The sequence below is a fragment of the Mycobacterium marseillense genome (assembly GCF_010731675.1).
Taxonomy (GTDB): domain Bacteria; phylum Actinomycetota; class Actinomycetes; order Mycobacteriales; family Mycobacteriaceae; genus Mycobacterium; species Mycobacterium marseillense.
Window position 1 is genome coordinate 3,044,997 of the sequence record NZ_AP022584.1, and the last position, 17,662, is coordinate 3,062,658.

Below are 17,662 nucleotides of genomic sequence, written 5' to 3' on the forward strand. Positions count from 1 at the left end.
ACGTTGGGTATCGTTGCTGCTCACACCGGACCCCTGCATGCGCGTGTGAGCACAGGCACCCAACGTCATTCAGGAGAACAGGACGAAAATGGCTGAGCAACCGACTGGCCCGACGAAGACGCGGACGCGCTCGGAAGACATCCAGGCGCACTACGACGTCTCCGACGAATTCTTCGGCCTGTTCCAGGACCCGTCACGGATCTACAGCTGCGCCTACTTCGAGCGCGACGACATGTCCCTGGAAGAGGCCCAGTACGCGAAGATCGACCTCAACCTCGACAAGCTCGACCTGAAGCCGGGCATGACCCTGCTGGACATCGGCTGCGGGTGGGGCACCACCATGAAGCGCGCCGTCGAGCGGTTCGACGTCAATGTCATCGGCCTGACGCTGTCCAAGAACCAGCACGCGCGCGCCGAGGCGCTGCTCGGTTCCGTCGACACCGGCCGCTCGCGGGAGGTGCGCCTGCAGAACTGGGAGGACTTCGCCGAGCCGGTCGACCGGATCGTCTCGATCGAGGCCTTCGAGCACTTCGGCCACGAGAACTACGACGACTTCTTCAAGCGGACCTTCGACATCATGCCCGACGACGGCCGGATGACCGTCCAGAGCAGCGTCAGCTACCACCCCTACGACCTGGCCGCGCGCGGCAAGAAGCTGAGCTTCGAGACCGCGCGGTTCATCAAGTTCATCGTCACCGAGATCTTCCCCGGCGGCCGGCTGCCCTCCACCCAGATGATGGTCGATCACGGCGAGAAGGCCGGTTTCGTTGTGCCCGAACCGCTTTCGTTGCGGCCGCACTACATCAAGACCCTGCGCATCTGGGGTGACACACTCGAGTCGAACCGGGACAAGGCCATCGAGGTCACCTCCGAAGAGGTCTACAACCGCTACATCAAGTACCTGCGCGGCTGCGAGCACTACTTCGGCGACGAGATGCTCGACGTCAGCCTGGTGACCTACCTCAAGCCGGGCGCGGCCGCCTGAATTTCGGCGGTGCCCGTCGGATTGGCGCTGCGCGGTTCGTCGAGTAGGTAGAGAGTGGAGCAGACGGCTTCGCTCACTACCTGGAGGTGACGACCATGCAGTACTTCGCCTTGTTGATCAGCAAGGAGCAAGACCGTACGCCCGACGATGCCGCCGGCGCGATGGCGGCATTCGAAAGCTTTCACGCCAAGGCCGGACCGGCGATCAAAGCCGGTGACGCCCTGGCGCCCGCCGCGGTCGCCGTCGCCATCACCGGCGGTCCGGACGCGCCGACGGTCACCGACGGCCCGTTCGCGGAGGCCGCCGAGGTGGCGTGCGGCTATTACCTCTTCGAAGCCGAGAACCTCGACGAGGCGCTGGCACTGGCGCGTGACGTCCCGGTGGCCGCGTTCGGGGCGGTGGAGCTGTGGCCGGTGGTCCACGCCGTCGAACCGTCCCGCGCGCTGACCGGCAACGACTGGCTCGCGCTGCTGGCCGAGCCCGCCGAATCCGCGCACACACCGGGCACGCCGGAGTGGGAGGCGGTGGCGGCCAAGCACGTCGAGCTGCACGCCGCGGCCGGCGATCACGTCATCGGCGGCGCCGCCCTGCACGACCGGTCCACGGCGACGACCGTGCGGGTGCGCGACGGCGAGGTCCTCATCACCGACGGGCCGTACGCGGAGGGCGCCGAAATCGCCACCGGGATCTACCTCTTGAGCGCGACCGACCGCGACGAGGCTGTCAAGATCGCCTCGATGATTCCCGCCTCGTCCGTGCAGCTGCGCCAGTTGGCGGGCGTCTCCGGCCGGTAGGGCAAGTGGCCGACCTGGACGGCGTCTTCCGCCGGGAGTGGGGCCCGGCCGTGGCCGCGCTCGCGCGGTGGTCGGGTGACCTCACCGTCGCCGAGGACGCCGTCCAGGAGGCCTGCGCCGAAGCGCTGCGCACCTGGCCGCGCGACGGGGTGCCCGCCAGCCCGGGCGGATGGCTGGTGACCGTCGGCCGTAACCGCGCCCGTGATCGCCTGCGCCGCGAATCCGTGCGCCCCGGAAAGGAATTGGCGGCCGTGCTGGACGACATCAGGGCACGCACCGAGCACACCGACCCGCAGCCGGTTCGCGACGACGAGTTGCGGATGATGTTCACCTGCGCGCACCCGGCGCTGGACCGCCAATCGCAACTGGCGCTGACGCTGCGGCTGGTCTCCGGCCTGACCGTCGGGGAGATCGCCCGCGCGCTGCTGCAGACCGAGACCGCGATCGGCCAGCGCATCACGCGCGCCAAGAACAAGGTTCGGCACGCCAACATCCCGCTGCGCGTCCCGCCCGCCGAGCTGCTGGCCGAGCGCACACCGCACGTATTGAGTTGCGTCTATTCGGTATTCACCGAGGGCTACTGGTCGACCGCGGGCCCGTCGGCCATCCGCGACGACCTGTGCGACGAGGGGATCCGGCTGGGCGGCGAGCTGTGCGCGTTGCTGCCCGCCGAGCCGGAGGCGCACGCGCTGTCCGCCCTGATGCTGCTGCACGATTCGCGACGCGCGACCCGCGTGGACGAGTTCGGGATGCTGGTGCCGCTCGAGGATCAGGACCGCCGCCGGTGGGACCGCGCGCGCATCGCCCGCGGGCTCGCGCGGTTGCGTCGTGCCCGGGGCTCGACGGGGGCGTACCTGCCCCAGGCGGTGATCGCCGCGCTGCACGCCACCGCCCCGTCCTGGGAGCGGACCGACTGGGTCGCCATCTGCTCGGCCTATGACCGGCTGTGGCAGCTCACCGGGTCCCCGGTGGTGGCCACCAATCGCGCGCTGGCGATCGGCTTTCGCGACGGTCCCGGCGCCGGTTTGGCGGCACTGGACGAGGTGGCGGGCGATCCACGGCTCGCCCGCTCGAACCTGGTCGCGCCCGTGCGCGCCGACCTGCTGCGCCGCGCGGGCCGACCGGGCGACGCGCTCACGTGGTATCGAGCGGCGTTGGAGTCCAACGGATCTGAGCCGGGCCGGGAGTTTCTGCGGCGCCGCATCGCCGAGTGCGGCGGCTGAAGTTCGCCGAGCGTCGACTTGTTGGGCCGATTACCTGCGAGATCGCACCACAAGTCGCCGGTCGGCCAGGAGAGATCAGGCCTCGGAGAAGTTGCGGGTGACCGACGGGTCCACCGGAATGCCCGGGCCCGTCGTCGTCGACACGGTGATCTTCTTCAGGTAGCGCCCCTTCGACGCCGACGGCTTGAGCCGCAGCACCTCGTCGAGCGCGGCGCCGTAGTTCTCGGCCAGGGACTTCTCGTCGAAGGAGGCCTTGCCGATGACGAAGTGCAGGTTGGCCTGCTTGTCGATGCGGAAGTTGATCTTGCCGCCCTTGATGTCGGCCACGGCCTTGGCGACGTCGGGGGTGACGGTGCCGGTCTTGGGGTTCGGCATCAGGCCGCGCGGGCCGAGCACCCGCGCGATGCGACCGACCTTGGCCATCTGGTCCGGGGTCGCGATCGCGGCGTCGAATTCCAGCCAGCCGCCCTGGATCTTCTCGATCAGGTCGTCGCTGCCGACGACGTCGGCACCCGCGGCCTGCGCCTGCTCGGCCTTGTCGCCGACCGCGAACACCGCCACCCGGGCGGTCTTGCCGGTGCCGTGCGGCAGGTTCACCGTGCCGCGGACCATCTGGTCCGCCTTGCGCGGGTCGACGCCGAGGCGGATCGCCACCTCGACGGTGGCGTCCTGCTTGCTCGACGACGTTTCCTTGGCGAGCTTGGCCGCCTCCAGCGGGGAGTACAGGCTGTTGCGGTCCACCTTCTCGGCGGCGGCGCGGTATACCTTGCTGTTCTTGCTCATTGATTCATCCAATCTGATGTTGGGTCGTGGTCCGCGGGCCGCAGCTGGCCCTCCCACGCTTTCTTGTACTGCTATTCGACGGTGATGCCCATCGACCGGGCGGTGCCGGCGATGATCTTGGCGGCCGCGTCGATGTCGTTGGCGTTCAGGTCGGCCTTCTTGGTCTCGGCGATCTCCTTGACCTGGTCCCAGCTGACCTTGGCGACCTTGGTCTTGTGCGGCTCGGCCGAGCCCTTGCCGACGCCGGCGGCCTTGAGCAACAGCTTGGCGGCGGGCGGGGTCTTGAGCGCGAACGTGAAGCTGCGGTCCTCGTAAACCGTGATCTCGACCGGGATGACCTGGCCGCGCTGGTTCTCCGTGGCGGCGTTGTACGCCTTGCAGAACTCCATGATGTTGACGCCGTGCTGACCGAGCGCGGGCCCGACCGGCGGCGCCGGGTTGGCCTGCCCCGCCTGGATCTGAAGCTTGATCAGCCCGACGACTTTCTTCTTCGGGGCCATGAGATGTTGTTCGTTCCTTCCTGGTTTGTGCCCGGCGGGTGCGCCGGTTTAGAGCTTGGAGACTTGGCTGAAGGTCAGTTCGACCGGGGTTTCGCGGCCGAAGATCGACACCAGCACCTTGAGTTTCTGCTGCTCGCCATTGACCTCGCTGATCGTGGCCGGCAGCGTCGCGAACGGCCCGTCCATGACCGTCACCGATTCGCCGACCTCGTAGTCGACCTCGATGGCCGGGCGTTCCAGCCCGCCGGCCTCGGCGGCGGTGGCGGTGGTCGCCGCACCCTTGGCGGCCTTCTTCGTCGCGCCGCGCGGCAGCAGGAACTTCACCACGTCGTCGAGCGTCAGGGCCGACGGGCGCGAGGTCGCCCCGACGAACCCGGTGACGCCGGGGGTGTTGCGCACCGCGGCCCAGGAGTCGTCGGTCAGGTCCATGCGCACCAGGATGTAGCCCGGCAGCACCTTGCGATTGACCTGCTTGCGCTGGCCGTTCTTGATCTCGGTGACCTCTTCGGTGGGCACCTCGACCTGGAAGATGTAGTCGCCGACGTCGAGGTTCTGCACACGCGTTTCGAGGTTGGCTTTGACCTTGTTCTCGTATCCCGCGTAGGAGTGGATGACGTACCAGTCGCCGGGCTTGCTGCGCAGTTCCGCCTTGAGCGCGACGGCCGGGTCGACATCTTCGGCCGGCTCGTCGGCGTCGTCCGCGCTCGCCTCGGTGGCCTCAGAATCCGCGGAGGTCGCCGTGTCGTCCGAAGCCTCCAAAGCCTCGGAAGCCTCCGAAACCTCGGGGGCCTCCGCGGTCTCTTTCAGGTCGACCGCGTCACCCGCGGACGGGTCACCGTCGAAGGTAGTCACGGTGTGAATCCTCTCTGTCACTTTTACAGCGCGTCACTTCGAAAGCGGCGTCGCTCGCTCAGCCGAACACCAACAGCACCAGCTTGGTCAGGCCGAAATCCGCCAGGCCGACCAGCGCCACCATGAAGGCCAGGAAGGCCAGCACGACGGAGGTGTACGTGAGCATCTGCTTGCGGTTGGGCCAGATGACCTTCCGCATCTCGGCAACGACCTGCTTGAGGTAGTTGTAGACGAACACGAACGGGTTGGCCCGGCTGTCCGCGGATTTCTTCGGCTTGGCGGCCTTCTTGGCTTTGGCGCCCTTTTTGGCCTTGTCCTTGCCGGAGGCCTCGATTTCGTCCGGCGACTCGGCGTCGGCGTCCTCGCCGGCGTCGGCCGCCTTCTGGCGGGACCGCTTACCGGTCGGGCGCTGTGGCCGCGTCACCACCGCCGTCCGGACACCGCTCGCGCGGCCGTCCGTCGTGTCAGTGCCGTCGCTTGCGGCGTCGTTGGCAACGTCGCCTTCGTCGCTCACCGCGCGCTCCTTTGTTTGCTGGTACCCCGAGAGCCGTCTCACCTCGGTGGCGGCGCACCTTCCAGTGTCCACCATGGCACATTCTTAGTGTCCGGTTCCTCCTCAGGCCCTCGGGCCCGCATCGTCACCAGACGCTCGTCGGCCGGTGTCCCGTCCGTCTTCAGCAGGGGCGACAGGACTTGAACCTGCAACCTGCGGTTTTGGAGACCGCTGCTCTGCCAGTTGAGCTACGCCCCTTCGCGGTTGGCAGGCCAACCTGCGCTTACCTACCGGGGCTTACATGACACGCGCGCCTTCCGATCGCTCGACTCACGGAAAGCGCGCTGGTGCTGGGAAAACCCCGAGGTCCGAGTGTACATCGCGGCGCGAGTCAGATACTAATTACGCCGTTCTGACGACCTGGCCGGAGTCCGGGTCCCAGCGCAGGTTCGCGGAGTTGTCGGCGTACTGGCCCATCAGCGTCGTGTAAGCCTCCAGGACGACCTCGTCCTGCTCGTTGGTGCAGATGTTCTTGGTGACGACGATGTCGGCGCCGAAACGCTCGTCCACCGACATGATGTCCATGCGGGCCCACAGCTTGTCGCCGGCCTTGATCGGTTTGGAGAACACGAACCGCTGGTCGACCTGGACGATCACCAGCGTCTCCATGCCGATGTCGACGTGCCGGAAGAAATCCAGCTGCACCAGCTTGGCGAAGATGGTCCCGAACGTGAGCGGCGCGATGATCGCTTCGTGGCCGAGTTCGGCGGCAGCGTCTTCCTCGAAGTGGGCCGGGTGCCGGTTCTTGATGGCCAGGGCGAACTGGCGCAGTTGTTCCCGGCCGACGACGAAGTAGTCCGGGTAGCGCCAGATCATCCCCCTGATGTCTGTCTTGAGCGCCACGGGCTACGCCAGGGTTGCGGACGCGATGGCCCTGCCGAAGATCTTCTTGCCGCCGGTGGTGGCCGTGAGCGCGATGGTCACGGACTTGGTCTCGGGATCGGCGGACTTGACCCGGCCGCTGAAGACCAGCTCGGCGCCCTTCCCGTCGTTGGGCACCGGCACGACGGCGGTGAACCGCACGTTGTACTCGGTCACCGCGCCGGGGTCGCCGATCCATGCCGTGACGTAGCCGCCGCCGATGCCCATGGTCAGCATGCCGTGCGCGATCGCGGTGTCGAGGCCGACGACCTTGGCCATCTCGTCGTCCCAGTGGATCGGGTTCAGGTCGCCCGAGACGCCCGCGTAGTTCACCAGATCCTGGCGGGTCAGCGGGTAGGTCTTCTCGGGAAGTTGGTCGCCCACCTTCACGGAGCTGAACTCACGCAGTGGCATCAGAAAATCCCTCTTCTCCATCCTCGCCGGCACGGCCCGCCAGGGTCGTGTAGGTCTCTTGCACGACGTCACCGGCTTCGTTGGTGATGACATTCTTGGTGACGATGATCTGGGTGCCGTGCGACACACGCACCGACTCCACATAAACGTCGCAGTAGAGCTTGTCCCCGGCCACAAGCGGGGCGAAGTACTTCAGCACCTGGTCGACCTGCACGACCTGTGCGTCCTGGACGGCGACGTTGGCGTACTTGAAGAAGGCCGTCTGCGCGGTGTAACCGAAGACGGAGACGAAGGTGAGGGGCGCCGGCAGCCCCGGGTAGCCGAGGTCGGCGGCCGCCTTCTCCTCGAAGTACGCCGGGTCGTCGTGTTTGACGGCGACCGCGTACTCGCGGATCTTCTCCCGCTCCACCTCGTAATGATCGGGGTAGCGGTAGTGCATCCCGACGATGCTCTCGGTTAACGGCACGATTCTTAAACTACCTAGTCAATCGGAATAAACGCTGGCGGGCCGGCCGCTAGCGTGTCTCCCGATGCGCCTGGTGCTTACCGCAGTTGGGGCAGAACTTCTTCAGCTCCAGTCGGTCCGGGTCGTTCCGGCGGTTTTTCTTGGTGATGTAGTTGCGGTGCTTGCACACCTCGCATGCCAAGGTGATCTTCGGCCGTACGTCGGTACTGGACGCCATGACGGTTCTCTCTCGATTCTTGAAAAGATCTGTGCTGTTCTGTTGTAGCGATGGCCGGACTCGAACCGGCGACCTAACGATTATGAGTCGTTCGCTCTAACCGACTGAGCTACATCGCCTCTGCCCACCCCTTGCGGGGTCGGGGCCGCCACGCCTGCTCGGCGTCCGCCGAGCCCCCTAACGGAATCGAACCGTTGACCTTTTCCTTACCATGGAAACGCTCTACCGACTGAGCTAAGGGGGCCGTTCACCCGAAGCGATCAGTCGCGCGGGCCTAAAAGAGGGTACAACCTGGCTCGCAGCGGCACCAAACCACGAGTACCGATGGACAACCGCGCGCGGTGGTTACGCGAAATGCCAGGCTGATCCGCGGGTTGACGTAACCGCCGCGCGGCTCACCCGGTCTCGCTGGAGTGCCGAGGTCGCCACGCGTTGAGGTCGCTGAACTCGTCGTACTCGTCGTCCTCTTCGGCGGAAGCGCCCTCACGAAGCAGGGTGCGCAGTCCGAGATTGACTGCCTCGCGCGCGTCGGCGACATGGAAGCGCCGGATCGCCTCGTCGACCAGATCGAGGTCGACCTCGATTTCGACCTTCTTCCTCATGCGCCAACCATACCCACTGGAAACGGCCCTAACCCGGTGCTCAGACGGGGTGTCGCGCCGTTGTTGGACGCCGCAATCTCAGTGGTGGCGGACTACCCGCGGCCCGCCGCGATCGGAGTCCTAGTCTGATCACGTGTCCGATGATCGGCTCTACTTTCGTCAACTGCTCTCCGGTCGCGATTTCGCCGCCGACGACATGTTGGCGTCGCAGATGCGCAACTTCGCGTACCTGATCGGCGACCGGCAAACCGGTGATTGCGTGGTCGTCGACCCGGCCTACGCCGCCGGCGATCTCCTGGACGCCCTCGAGGCCGACGGCATGCACCTGTCCGGGGTGCTGGTGACCCACCACCACCCCGACCACGTGGGCGGATCGATGATGGGCTTCTCGCTGCAGGGCCTGGCCGAACTGCTGGAACGGGCCCCGGTGCCGGTGCACGTCAATACCCATGAGGCGCTGTGGGTTTCGCGGGTCACCGGGATCGGCCTCGGCGACCTGACGGCGCACGAGAACCACGACAAGGTCAGCATCGGCGACATCGAGATCGAGTTGCTGCACACCCCCGGTCACACCCCGGGCAGCCAGTGCTTTCTGCTCGACGGCCGCCTCGTCGCGGGTGACACGTTGTTCTTGGAGGGTTGCGGTCGCACCGACTTCCCCGGTGGCGATTCCGACGAGATGTACCGCAGCCTGCAGCGGCTCGCCACCCTGCCCGGCGACCCGACGGTGTTTCCGGGGCATTGGTATTCGGCCGAGCCCAGCGCCTCGCTGTCGGACGTCAAGCGGTCCAACTATGTGTACCGCGCCGCAGACCTTGACCAATGGCGAATGCTGATGGGTGGCTGAGCGTCGGGCGATCGCTCGATGGTGACCATTCGGCGCCCGGCCCTGTGATATAAGCGGAGGGTGGATTCCATGGGTTGGATCCAGGACAGCTGGCATGGGGTCACGCACGTCGGGTCCAGCACCTGGATTGCGTGGGCGGCGTGGGCGGCGATCGCCCTCGCGGTCGTCACACTGGCCTTCACCAACAGCCAGATCACCCGCAATCGCCGCGCGGCGGCCGAGCAAACCCGCCCCCATGTCGGGGTGTTCATGGAGCCGCACTCCGCCGACTGGCACGTGATCGAGCTCGTGGTCCGCAATTTCGGCCAGACCGCGGCCTACGACATCGAGTTCTCGTTCGTCAATCCGCCGACGGTGGCCGAATACGAAAGCGCCACCGACGGCTACGCCGACGTCGTCGAGCTGCGGCTGCCCCGGGAGCTGCCGGTGCTGGCGCCCGGTCAGGAATGGCGGCTGGTGTGGGACTCCGCGCTCGACCGCGCCGAGATCGGCAGCGGCATCGAATCGCGCTTCACCGGGACCGTCAGCTACTACGATCGCCCCGATCGGCCGCGCGGCCGGCGGTTCTGGCAGCGCGAGCGTTCTCCCCTGCGCACCGACGTGGTGCTGGACTGGGATGCGCTGCCGCCCGTCCAGCGCATCGAGTTGATGACCACGCACGACCTGGCGAAGCGGGAAAAGGAGAAGCTGGAGCTGCTGCGCGGCCTGCTGACCTATTTCCACTACGCCAGCAAGGAGACCCGGCCCGAGGTTTTCCGCAGCGAGATCGAACGGATCAACGCCGCGGTGCGGGAGACCCAAGACCGCTGGCGCACCCGCCAACTCGACGAACCGACCGATGTCAGCCTGCGCTGGAGCAACGCCGAAGACGATCTGGGCAGACACCACAACCAGTCCGCCTGACGGCGAGGAGCAGGAGCACCCATGACCGCCCCGGTCCACTACAGCACCAAGGGCTCCGTCGCCGTCATCAAGATGGACGACGGCAAGGTCAACGCGCTGGGCCCGATCATGCAGCAGGCCTTGGGCGACGCGATCGACCAGGCCGAGCGCGACAACGCCGGCGCGCTGGTGATCACCGGCAATGAGCGGGTGTTCAGCGGCGGCTTCGACCTGAAGATCCTCACCTCCGGCGAGGTGCAGCCCGCGATCGACATGCTGCGAGGCGGGTTCGAGCTGGCCTACCGGCTCCTGTCGTTCCCGAAGCCGGTGGTGATGGCGTGCACGGGGCATGCCATCGCGATGGGGGCGTTCCTGCTGTCGTCGGGCGATCACCGGGTGGCCGCCCACGCCTACAACATCCAGGCCAACGAGGTCGCGATCGGCATGGTCATCCCCTACGCCGCGCTGGAGATCATGAAGCTGCGCCTGACGCCGTCGGGGTATCAGCAGGCCGCGGGGCTGGCGAAGACGTTCTTCGGTGAAACCGCCCTTGCCGCAGGCTTTATCGACGAGATCGTGCTGCCGGAGATGGTGCTGGACCGCGCGGAGGAAGCCGCCACCGAATTCGCCGGCCTGAATCAGCGCGCGCATGCCGCCACCAAACTGCGCGCCCGCGCCGACGCCCTGGCCGCCATCCGCGCCGGAATCGACGGGATCGAAGCCGAATTCGGCGTGTAGCCCGCGGAGGGCGCCTGGCCGAGGTGGTTTCGGGGCCCGCTGCCGGGGAAGTCCTCGCTTGTGACCACAGATCGCATCGCGGATCCCTGGGGGACGCGCACCCCGTATGAACCCGGCACCGGTTGGCCGGAGCGAGTCGACACCTACCTGGCCGATGGCATCACCGCCGAGTCGGTGGATCGCTGGGTGCAATCGGCGGCGGTGCTGCACTCCAACGGCGACGGTTTGGACATCGCCGTCAAGGACGGCCGGATCGTGGGCGTGCGCGGGCGCGCCGTCGACCGGGTCAACCACGGGCGCCTCGACCCCAAGGATCTGTTCGGCTGGCAGGCCAACGCCTCCGCGGACCGGCTCACCACCCCGATGATCAGGGAGCACGGCACGTTGAAGCCGTGCGACTGGGACACCGCCATGGGGCGGATCGTCGACCGCAGCAAGCAACTGCTCGACAGCTACGGCCCCAGCTCGATCGGCTTCTACACGTCCGGACAGTTGTTTCTGGAGGCCTACTACACGCAGGGCGCCATCGCGCACGGGGCGATCGGCACCAACCACGTCGACGGCAACACCCGGCTGTGCACCGCGACGGCGGCCGAGGCGCTGAAGGAATCGTTCGGCTGCGACGGGCAGCCCGGGTCCTACACCGACGTCGACCATGCCGACGTCATCGCGTTGTTCGGGCACAACGTCGCCGAGACGCAGACGGTGCTGTGGGCGCGGATGCTGGACCGGCTGGACGGCGGCTCGCCGCCGGCCATCGTCTGCGTCGACCCGCGGCTGACACCCGTCGCCCGCCGCGCCACCGTCCACCTGGCGCCGGTGCCGGGCACCAACGTCGCGTTGATGAACGGCCTGCTGCACGAGATCATCGCCAACGGCTGGATCGATGAGGACTACATCGATTCGCACACAGTCGGTTTCGACGAGCTGCGCAGTCGGGTCGCCGAATTCGGACCCGAGCGGGTCGCCGAGATCTGCGGCGTGGCGGCCGAGGACATCCGCCACGCCGCGCGGCTGCTGGGCACGGCGGAGCGGTTGCTGTCCACCGTGCTGCAGGGCTTCTACCAGTCGCACCAGGCCACCGCGGCGGCCGTGCAGGTCAACAACATTCACCTGGTGCGCGGCATGCTGGGCAAGCCCGGCTGCGGTGTGCTGCAGATGAACGGGCAGCCGACCGCGGAGAACACCCGCGAATGCGGTGCCGACGGGGATCTGGCCGGTTTCCGCAACTGGTCCAACGATTCCCACGTCACCGAGTTGGCGGAATTGTGGAACCTCGAGCCCCTGCAGATCCCCCACTACGGCCCGCCCACGCACGCCATGCAGATGTTCCGCTTCGCCGAGGAGGGGACTCTGCGGATGTTGTGGGTCACCGCCACCAACCCTCTGGTGTCGCTGCCGGAGTTGGCCCGCATCCGCGACATCTTCTCCCAGGAGCGGCTGTTCCTGGTCGTCCAGGACATCTTCCTGACCGAAACCGCCGCCTTGGCCGACGTGGTGTTGCCCGCCGCGGCGTGGGCCGAGAAGACCGGCACCTTCACCAATGCCGACCGCACCGTGCACCTGTCCGAAAAGGCGGTCGAGCCACCGGGTTCCGCACGCTCGGACCTCGACATCTTCCTGGACTACGCGCGCCGGATGGACTTCCGTGACAAGGACGGCCAACCGTTCCCGCCCTGGACCGATGCCGAGTCGGCGTTCGAGGCGTGGAAGAAATGCAGCGCGGGGAGGCCGTGCGACTACACCGGTCTGAGCTACGAGAAGCTGCGCGGCGGCAGCGGCATCCAATGGCCCTGCAACACAGAACATCCCGACGGCACCGAACGCCTCTACGCCGACGCGAAGTTCTGGGCGAAACCCGACTACTGCGAGGCATACGGCAAAGACCTGATCACGGGCGCCCCGCTGCAGCCCGATGAATACCGCTCGATGAACCCCTACGGCAGGGCGATCATCAAGGCGGCCGAATACGTTCCTCCGCACGAGCGGACCAGCCCGGATTTCCCGTTCGCGCTGATCACCGGGCGCACCGTCTACCACTTCCACACCCGCACGAAAACAGCACGGGCACAGCAACTCCAGCAGGCCGCGCCCGAGGTGTGGGTCGAGGTCTCGGCCGGCGATGCGCGCCGGCTGGGCATCGCCGACGGCGAGATGGTCGAGGTGCGCACGCCGCGCGGCTGCATCAGGTGCGCGGCGCGCGTCTGCGGCATCCGCGATGGCGTGTTGTTCGTGCCCTTCCACTACGGCTACTGGGACGTCGGGGAGCAGGGGGCGGGCACCGGCCATCACCGGGCCGGCAACGAACTCACGCTGACCGATTGGGACCCGGTGTCCAAGCAGCCGATCTACAAGACGGCCGCCGCCCGGCTGCGCAAGGCTCACGCCAGGCACGCGGAGCGAAACGGGTCGGTGCCCGCGGGCGCGGCGCCGGCGACGACCGGTGTGACCGAAGCGCTTTCGGCGGGGAGCCGGCCATGAAACTCAAGCTGGCGATCCGCGAACTCCACCGCTCCGAACGCAAGCTGGCCCACGAACTCAATGTGGTCGCCGCGCGACACCACAGCGACCAGGACATCAGCCACCTGGCGCAGGACCTGGCCGGCTGGTCACGCCATCACCTCGCCGAACTGGCACGCCACGGCCGCCACTACGGCCTGCGCCTGTCCTCCGACCCCCGCACCGGCGCGGTCACCGGTTTCCTGCAATCGCGGCTCGGCGGCCTGCTGCGGCACCGGCCCGAGCCGGGGTTGATGCTGCTCGCCGACCTGCGCCGGATTCACCGGCTGGCGGCGGGGGTGTCGCTGGATTGGGAGCTGTTGGCCCAGGGTGCGCAGGCGGCCAAGGATGCCGAACTGCTGAGCCTGGCCTCGCGCTGCCATCCCGAGACGCTGCGCCAGATGCGCTGGGCCAACGCGATGCTCAAAGAGCTTTCGCCGCAGGTGTTGATGAACTGAAACGGCGAACGCGGTGGCCGCCATCAGCGGTCACCGCGTTCTCTCGCCTCCTCGTCGCCAGTCTGGCACGTGCGCGACGAGCCGTCACTTCACCTGGCGGGACGGCGGCTTACCGGAACCGGTCCAGATAAGCCGGCCAGTCCCACGTCGACAGGAACGCCTGCGCCGCGGCATAGCCGCTCTCGTACAGCTCTTCGAGGCGGCCCTTGGAGACGTCGAAATCGAGCACCCCGACGTCGGTGGATTCGACCGCGATGGCGCGGGCCGCGACCCACGGCCGGCTGAGATGGGTCTGGTCGTGGCCGGCCAGCATGGTGGTGACCAGGCTTTCCAGCAGTGCGGTCTGGTCGAGGAAGCGCAAGGGTTTCAGGGCCGGCATCACCGCCCCGATGCCCTCGGTGAGCCTGGGCAGGACGGTGACCCCGAACGTGGGCCAGCGCGGCGCCCTGCCGTCGGGCCGGTCGAAGGTGTCGATGGGGAAATTCGACAGCACGCCGCCGTCGACGAGGGTGGACGTCGTGCCGTCGGCGCCGGTCAGCTTGACGGGGCGATAGAAGAACGGGATCGCCATCGAGGCGCGCACCGCGTCGGCCACCGGCTGCTCGTCGGGATCCAGTCCGTAGAGCCGCCGATAGTCCCACGGGAACCGCACCAGCTGGGCCGCGGTCAGATCGGCGACGGTCACCACCAGCTTGTCGCGCCGCCCCTCGAGCAGGCGGTCGTCGTCGAGGTGCAGATCGCCGAAGCGGGTGACCCCGAAGTTCTTCAGCTCGCTGCGAATCCACTCATACGCCACGTCGCCGCGGTACATGCTCGAATCGGTGACCAGCCCCCAGGCCGCGCCGAGATAGGGCACGGGCCCGGCGTCGCGCCACTTACGCAGGGGGACCGAGAAGGCGAGCTCCTTGACCTGCGCGCCGGTCAGCTGCCCGTCGCTGGATCCGGCCGCCAGGATCGCCGCGACCACCGAACCGGCCGAGACCCCGGACACCCGCTTGATCGAATACCCGGCATCCATCAGCGCGACGATGGCGCCCACCAGACCGATGAACTTGACGCCTCCGCCGGAGAGCACCAGATCGACGGCCTTCGGCTGGCGTGTCTGAGCTGCCATCTACTGCTCCGACGAAACCCATTGGTAGGGAAGGAATTTCCCGTCGAAGGTGACCACGACGCGGTCACCCGAGGGGTGGGGCTTCTTCTGCAGAGCGACGCTGAAGTTGATCGCGCTCATGATCCCGTCGCCGAACTGTTCGGCGATCAGCTCCTTGAGGGCGCCCCCGTACACCTGCAGGGCTTCGTAGAAGCGGTAGACGGTCGGGTCGGTGGGCACCGCGCTGGGCAGGCCTCCCCGCATGGGCGCGGCGGCCAGCACCGGCACCGCCGACTCGTCGAGGCCGAGCATCCCGGCCAGGATCGCGGCCTGCTCGACCGGAATCGGGTGCTGCCCGAGCAACGCCGCCGTGGTCCACACCACCGGCCTGTCGATGGCGTCGGCCAGCTGTTGCCACGTCAGCCCCTTGGCCAGGCGCGCGACGACGATCTGTTCGGTGAGTTCGGTTCTCGTCATGGGTCCCAGCATGCACGCCGGCCGCCGGGGCCGCGCCTCAGCCCGGTTTGGTCGCGGTGACCAGCCGCGTGGCGAACCACGGGCCGCCGTACCACATCCGCCAGCCGAGGTTGCGCCGCCGCACGCTGCGCCAGCCCAGTTCGCGCAGCCGCTCGGCGTGCTGACGCGTCTCCCAGAGGTCCGCGATCGCGAGCCGGCCGCCCGGCCGCAGCACGCGTGCGGCTTCGTCGAGCGCCTGCCGTCGGCCCGCGTGGCCGCCGATGTTGTGGATGGCCAGGTTGCTCACGATCACGTCGACGCTCTCGTCGGGCAGCGGGAGCGCGGTCATGTCGGCGGTGTGCACCTCGATGCGGTCTGCGACGCCTTCGGCGACCGCGTTGGCCAGCGTGGCCTGCTGCGAGTTGTCCGTCTGGTCCGCCTGCCACAGGTCGACACCGATCGCACGGCCTCGCGGCAACCGCTTGGCCGCCGCCAGCAGCACCGCGCCCCGCCCACAGCCGAGGTCGAGCACCGTCTCGTCGCCGGTGAGCCGCAGATCGCTCAGAACGCGGTCCCACACAACGAATTTCCCGGACCGCGTCGCGTAGATGTACAGCAGTGCGTTTCCCGCGATGCCGGCGCTCGACACCGCGGCCAGGGCCGCCCTGAGCCGCTTGCCGCGCGCCCAGCCGATGCCCGCCCACACGGCCAGGGCGGCGGCTTGCGCGCCGATGCCTATCGCCTGGGTTCGTGCCGAGAATCTATGAAAAGAGCCGTCGACTCCGTAATCGCCCTGATGGTCATGCACGCCCCACAGCTTACGACTCAGCAAGTCGCCGAAGGTTTTTCATGCCCCCTCACCACCGGCCGTGATGCACCACCTCGGAGAACGGCCGGCGATTCGGCGTGCGGATCGGGCGCAGCGGACGGTCGGCGGGGTAGCCCACCCCGAGCAGGAAGGCCACCAGGTGATCGTCGGGCACGCCCAGGATGGCGCGCGCTTTCTCCTGGTCGCCCACCGACGAGTGGCCGGTCCCGATTCCCAGGTCGGTGGCCGCGATCATCATCGCCATGGTGGCCTGGCCGATGTCGTAGTTGTCGGTGACCACCCGGCGTTCATCGGGCGGCACCGGCGCCACGATCGCGATCGCGGCCGGCGCCGCGGCGATGTGGCCGGCACCCCGCCAGACCGTGGCCAGCTCCTGCAGCTGGGTGCGGTCGGTGACGATGACGAAGTCCCAGGGCTGGCGGTTTTTGGCCGACGGCGCCCGCCAGCCGGCTTCGGCGATCCGGTTGAGGTCCTCCTCGGCGATCTCGCGCGCCTGGTACTCGCGCACGTTGCGCCGCGCGCAGATCGCGTCCCACGCATCCATCACGTTCCCTCCCGCTAGCCGTTTCCCCAAGTATCGACGAAGCTCTCCGCCTCGGCCGCCGAAGTTTGCGTGCGGGGAAATCGGGAAGGCCGTGGTGAACCAACCGGGCGGGCCGCTCGTGAACAACTGAATGCCCCCAAGTCAGAAAGGCGGGTAGCCGCCGTGGCAGAGAACCTGACGCCGCATTTCGAAGAGGTACAGGCCCACTACGACCTGTCAGATGACTTCTTCCGGTTGTTCCTCGACCCCACCATGACCTACAGCTGCGCGTACTGGGACCGCGGCCGAGATATCACCCTGGAAGAGGCGCAGCTGCGCAAGATGGATCTCTCGCTGGGCAAGCTGGGCCTGCGCCCGGGGATGACGCTGCTGGACGTGGGCTGCGGCTGGGGCGGCACGGCGCTGCGCGCGATCGAGAAGTACGACGTCAACGTCATCGGGCTGACCCTGTCGGAACACCAGGCCACGCACGTCCAGAAGCTTTTCGACGCGCTCGACACCCAACGCAGCCGGCGGGTCCTACTGCACGGCTGGGAGGAGTTCGACGAGCCGGTGGACCGGATCGTCTCCATCGGCGCCTTCGAGCACTTCGGGTACGACCGCTATGACGATTTCTTCGCGATGGCTCACCGCGTCCTGCCCGACGACGGGGTGATGTTGCTGCACACGATCACCATGCTGCCCCCGCAGCAGATCGTCGAGCGCGGACTGCCGATGACCGAGGAGCAGACGAGCTTCAACGAATTCATCGCCACCGAGATCTTCCCCGGCGGCCAGTTGCCGGCCATCGAGATCGTCGAGTTCCACGCGTCGAAGATGGGTTTCAACCTCAAACGCCGGCAGTCGCTGCAGCTGCACTACGCCCGGACCCTCGACCACTGGGCCGAGGCGCTGCAGGCCCACCACAGCGAGGCCGTCGCGATCCAGTCCGAAGAGGTCTATCAGCGCTACATGCGCTACCTGACCGGCTGCGCCGACGCGTTCCGCACCGGCTACATCGACATCAACCAGTTCACGCTGGCGAAGTAGGCGCCCCGTCCCGGGCGCCGGGGTTTATCGTGACAGC

21 protein-coding genes, 3 tRNA genes and 1 pseudogene are annotated in these 17,662 nt (G+C 67.6%); 9 read left to right on the plus strand and 16 right to left on the minus strand.

The window, feature by feature from the left end; genetic code table 11:
* Window positions 1-88: 88 nt before the first annotated feature.
* The 3 genes from mmaA4 to G6N26_RS13900 all read left to right on the plus strand — a co-directional run bounded on the left by mmaA4 (window position 89) and on the right by G6N26_RS13900 (window position 3,002).
* The gene (mmaA4, locus tag G6N26_RS13890) at window positions 89-985 is read left to right on the plus strand and encodes a hydroxymycolate synthase MmaA4 (protein WP_067174787.1); all 897 of its coding nucleotides are present in this window, start codon (window positions 89-91) and stop codon (window positions 983-985) included.
* 95 nt (window positions 986-1,080) lie between these two features.
* Window positions 1,081-1,779: a YciI family protein gene (locus tag G6N26_RS13895; protein ID WP_083018572.1), complete on the plus strand. Its 699-nt coding sequence runs from the start codon at window positions 1,081-1,083 to the stop codon at window positions 1,777-1,779.
* A gap of 5 nt (window positions 1,780-1,784) precedes the next feature.
* Window positions 1,785-3,002 carry an RNA polymerase sigma factor gene (locus tag G6N26_RS13900; RefSeq protein ID WP_083018543.1) on the plus strand — a complete coding sequence of 406 codons (1,218 nt, stop codon included), beginning with the start codon at window positions 1,785-1,787 and terminating at the stop codon, window positions 3,000-3,002.
* Between the two features lie 75 nt (window positions 3,003-3,077).
* Here G6N26_RS13900 and rplA read toward each other — a convergent pair whose 3' ends face one another.
* The 12 genes from rplA to G6N26_RS13960 all read right to left on the minus strand — a co-directional run bounded on the left by rplA (window position 3,078) and on the right by G6N26_RS13960 (window position 8,250).
* Window positions 3,078-3,785 carry a 50S ribosomal protein L1 gene (gene rplA, locus G6N26_RS13905; RefSeq protein ID WP_067170016.1) on the minus strand — a complete coding sequence of 236 codons (708 nt, stop codon included), beginning with the start codon at window positions 3,783-3,785 and terminating at the stop codon, window positions 3,078-3,080.
* A 71-nt stretch (window positions 3,786-3,856) separates the two neighbouring features.
* Complete coding sequence (rplK, locus tag G6N26_RS13910; protein ID WP_007767860.1) at window positions 3,857-4,285, minus strand: 50S ribosomal protein L11; 429 nt, start codon at window positions 4,283-4,285, stop codon at window positions 3,857-3,859.
* Between the two features lie 48 nt (window positions 4,286-4,333).
* On the minus strand, window positions 4,334-5,137 hold the full coding sequence (nusG, locus tag G6N26_RS13915) for a transcription termination/antitermination protein NusG (protein ID WP_083018545.1): 804 nt from the start codon (window positions 5,135-5,137) through the stop codon (window positions 4,334-4,336).
* 58 nt (window positions 5,138-5,195) lie between these two features.
* Window positions 5,196-5,651 carry a preprotein translocase subunit SecE gene (gene secE / locus G6N26_RS13920; protein WP_067170023.1) on the minus strand — a complete coding sequence of 152 codons (456 nt, stop codon included), beginning with the start codon at window positions 5,649-5,651 and terminating at the stop codon, window positions 5,196-5,198.
* 164 nt (window positions 5,652-5,815) lie between these two features.
* Window positions 5,816-5,888 (minus strand) — tRNA-Trp (locus tag G6N26_RS13925).
* Window positions 5,889-6,032: 144 nt separating this feature from the next.
* On the minus strand, window positions 6,033-6,533 hold the full coding sequence (gene hadC / locus G6N26_RS13930; protein WP_067170028.1) for a (3R)-hydroxyacyl-ACP dehydratase subunit HadC: 501 nt from the start codon (window positions 6,531-6,533) through the stop codon (window positions 6,033-6,035).
* A gap of 3 nt (window positions 6,534-6,536) precedes the next feature.
* On the minus strand, window positions 6,537-6,965 hold the full coding sequence (gene hadB, locus G6N26_RS13935; protein ID WP_067170032.1) for a (3R)-hydroxyacyl-ACP dehydratase subunit HadB: 429 nt from the start codon (window positions 6,963-6,965) through the stop codon (window positions 6,537-6,539).
* Window positions 6,952-7,404, minus strand: coding sequence for a (3R)-hydroxyacyl-ACP dehydratase subunit HadA (gene hadA / locus G6N26_RS13940; protein ID WP_263644565.1), 453 nt, complete (start codon window positions 7,402-7,404; stop codon window positions 6,952-6,954). Before hadA ends, hadB begins: the two co-directional genes overlap by 14 nt.
* A 76-nt stretch (window positions 7,405-7,480) precedes the next feature.
* The gene (rpmG, locus tag G6N26_RS13945; RefSeq protein ID WP_003898538.1) at window positions 7,481-7,648 is read right to left on the minus strand and encodes a 50S ribosomal protein L33; all 168 of its coding nucleotides are present in this window, start codon (window positions 7,646-7,648) and stop codon (window positions 7,481-7,483) included.
* 45 nt (window positions 7,649-7,693) lie between these two features.
* Window positions 7,694-7,767: transfer RNA gene (locus G6N26_RS13950), tRNA-Met, on the minus strand.
* A 52-nt stretch (window positions 7,768-7,819) separates the two neighbouring features.
* Window positions 7,820-7,892: transfer RNA gene (locus G6N26_RS13955), tRNA-Thr, on the minus strand.
* A gap of 151 nt (window positions 7,893-8,043) precedes the next feature.
* Complete coding sequence (locus G6N26_RS13960) at window positions 8,044-8,250, minus strand: type II toxin-antitoxin system VapB family antitoxin (protein WP_067170038.1); 207 nt, start codon at window positions 8,248-8,250, stop codon at window positions 8,044-8,046.
* A 133-nt stretch (window positions 8,251-8,383) separates the two neighbouring features.
* Here G6N26_RS13960 and G6N26_RS13965 point away from each other — a divergent pair, with 133 nt between their 5' ends.
* From G6N26_RS13965 to G6N26_RS13985, 5 genes and pseudogenes are all read left to right on the plus strand, one after another.
* A complete protein-coding gene (locus G6N26_RS13965) occupies window positions 8,384-9,097 on the plus strand; it encodes an MBL fold metallo-hydrolase (RefSeq protein WP_083018548.1) in 714 nt (237 codons plus the stop codon).
* A 69-nt stretch (window positions 9,098-9,166) separates the two neighbouring features.
* Window positions 9,167-10,005, plus strand: a pseudogene (locus G6N26_RS13970) (hypothetical protein); the annotation flags it as partial.
* 16 nt (window positions 10,006-10,021) lie between these two features.
* Complete coding sequence (locus tag G6N26_RS13975; RefSeq protein ID WP_083018550.1) at window positions 10,022-10,717, plus strand: crotonase/enoyl-CoA hydratase family protein; 696 nt, start codon at window positions 10,022-10,024, stop codon at window positions 10,715-10,717.
* A 60-nt stretch (window positions 10,718-10,777) separates the two neighbouring features.
* Window positions 10,778-13,198, plus strand: a complete 2,421-nt coding sequence (locus G6N26_RS13980; RefSeq protein WP_083018552.1) for a molybdopterin oxidoreductase family protein — start codon at window positions 10,778-10,780, stop codon at window positions 13,196-13,198.
* The gene (locus G6N26_RS13985) at window positions 13,195-13,674 is read left to right on the plus strand and encodes a hypothetical protein (protein WP_083018553.1); all 480 of its coding nucleotides are present in this window, start codon (window positions 13,195-13,197) and stop codon (window positions 13,672-13,674) included. Before G6N26_RS13980 ends, G6N26_RS13985 begins: the two co-directional genes overlap by 4 nt.
* A 109-nt stretch (window positions 13,675-13,783) precedes the next feature.
* On the opposite strand, the gene G6N26_RS13990 is transcribed toward G6N26_RS13985, so the two are convergent.
* Genes G6N26_RS13990 through G6N26_RS14005 form a run of 4 tightly spaced genes read right to left on the minus strand, consistent with a single transcriptional unit; the run spans window position 13,784 to window position 16,596 of the window.
* Window positions 13,784-14,788, minus strand: a complete 1,005-nt coding sequence (locus G6N26_RS13990) for a patatin-like phospholipase family protein (RefSeq protein ID WP_083018555.1) — start codon at window positions 14,786-14,788, stop codon at window positions 13,784-13,786.
* Window positions 14,789-15,244, minus strand: a complete 456-nt coding sequence (gene cynS / locus G6N26_RS13995) for a cyanase (protein ID WP_443677761.1) — start codon at window positions 15,242-15,244, stop codon at window positions 14,789-14,791.
* A gap of 37 nt (window positions 15,245-15,281) precedes the next feature.
* Window positions 15,282-16,031 (minus strand): class I SAM-dependent methyltransferase, encoded by a 750-nt coding sequence (locus tag G6N26_RS14000; RefSeq protein WP_083018559.1) that lies wholly within the window; start codon window positions 16,029-16,031, stop codon window positions 15,282-15,284.
* 49 nt (window positions 16,032-16,080) lie between these two features.
* Window positions 16,081-16,596 (minus strand): nitroreductase family protein, encoded by a 516-nt coding sequence (locus tag G6N26_RS14005; RefSeq protein ID WP_067170071.1) that lies wholly within the window; start codon window positions 16,594-16,596, stop codon window positions 16,081-16,083.
* Window positions 16,597-16,758: 162 nt separating this feature from the next.
* Here G6N26_RS14005 and G6N26_RS14010 point away from each other — a divergent pair, with 162 nt between their 5' ends.
* Complete coding sequence (locus G6N26_RS14010) at window positions 16,759-17,625, plus strand: cyclopropane mycolic acid synthase family methyltransferase (protein WP_067170074.1); 867 nt, start codon at window positions 16,759-16,761, stop codon at window positions 17,623-17,625.
* The last annotated feature ends 37 nt before the right edge of the window (window positions 17,626-17,662 follow it).

Bases quoted from the DNA above. Each gene is read 5' to 3' on its own strand.
- hadB (WP_067170032.1), bottom strand. From the start codon at position 6,965: ATGCCACTGCGTGAGTTCAGCTCCGTGAAGGTGGGCGACCAACTTCCC.
- cynS (WP_443677761.1), bottom strand. From the start codon at position 15,244: ATGACGAGAACCGAACTCACCGAACAGATCGTCGTCGCGCGCCTGGCC.
- hadA (WP_263644565.1), bottom strand. From the start codon at position 7,404: ATGCACTACCGCTACCCCGATCATTACGAGGTGGAGCGGGAGAAGATC.
- rplK (WP_007767860.1), bottom strand. From the start codon at position 4,285: ATGGCCCCGAAGAAGAAAGTCGTCGGGCTGATCAAGCTTCAGATCCAG.
- G6N26_RS13895 (WP_083018572.1), top strand. From the start codon at position 1,081: ATGCAGTACTTCGCCTTGTTGATCAGCAAGGAGCAAGACCGTACGCCC.
- G6N26_RS13960 (WP_067170038.1), bottom strand. From the start codon at position 8,250: ATGAGGAAGAAGGTCGAAATCGAGGTCGACCTCGATCTGGTCGACGAG.
- mmaA4 (WP_067174787.1), top strand. From the start codon at position 89: ATGGCTGAGCAACCGACTGGCCCGACGAAGACGCGGACGCGCTCGGAA.
- G6N26_RS14005 (WP_067170071.1), bottom strand. From the start codon at position 16,596: ATGGATGCGTGGGACGCGATCTGCGCGCGGCGCAACGTGCGCGAGTAC.
- G6N26_RS13990 (WP_083018555.1), bottom strand. From the start codon at position 14,788: ATGGCAGCTCAGACACGCCAGCCGAAGGCCGTCGATCTGGTGCTCTCC.
- rplA (WP_067170016.1), bottom strand. From the start codon at position 3,785: ATGAGCAAGAACAGCAAGGTATACCGCGCCGCCGCCGAGAAGGTGGAC.
- rpmG (WP_003898538.1), bottom strand. From the start codon at position 7,648: ATGGCGTCCAGTACCGACGTACGGCCGAAGATCACCTTGGCATGCGAG.
- G6N26_RS13975 (WP_083018550.1), top strand. From the start codon at position 10,022: ATGACCGCCCCGGTCCACTACAGCACCAAGGGCTCCGTCGCCGTCATC.
- G6N26_RS13985 (WP_083018553.1), top strand. From the start codon at position 13,195: ATGAAACTCAAGCTGGCGATCCGCGAACTCCACCGCTCCGAACGCAAG.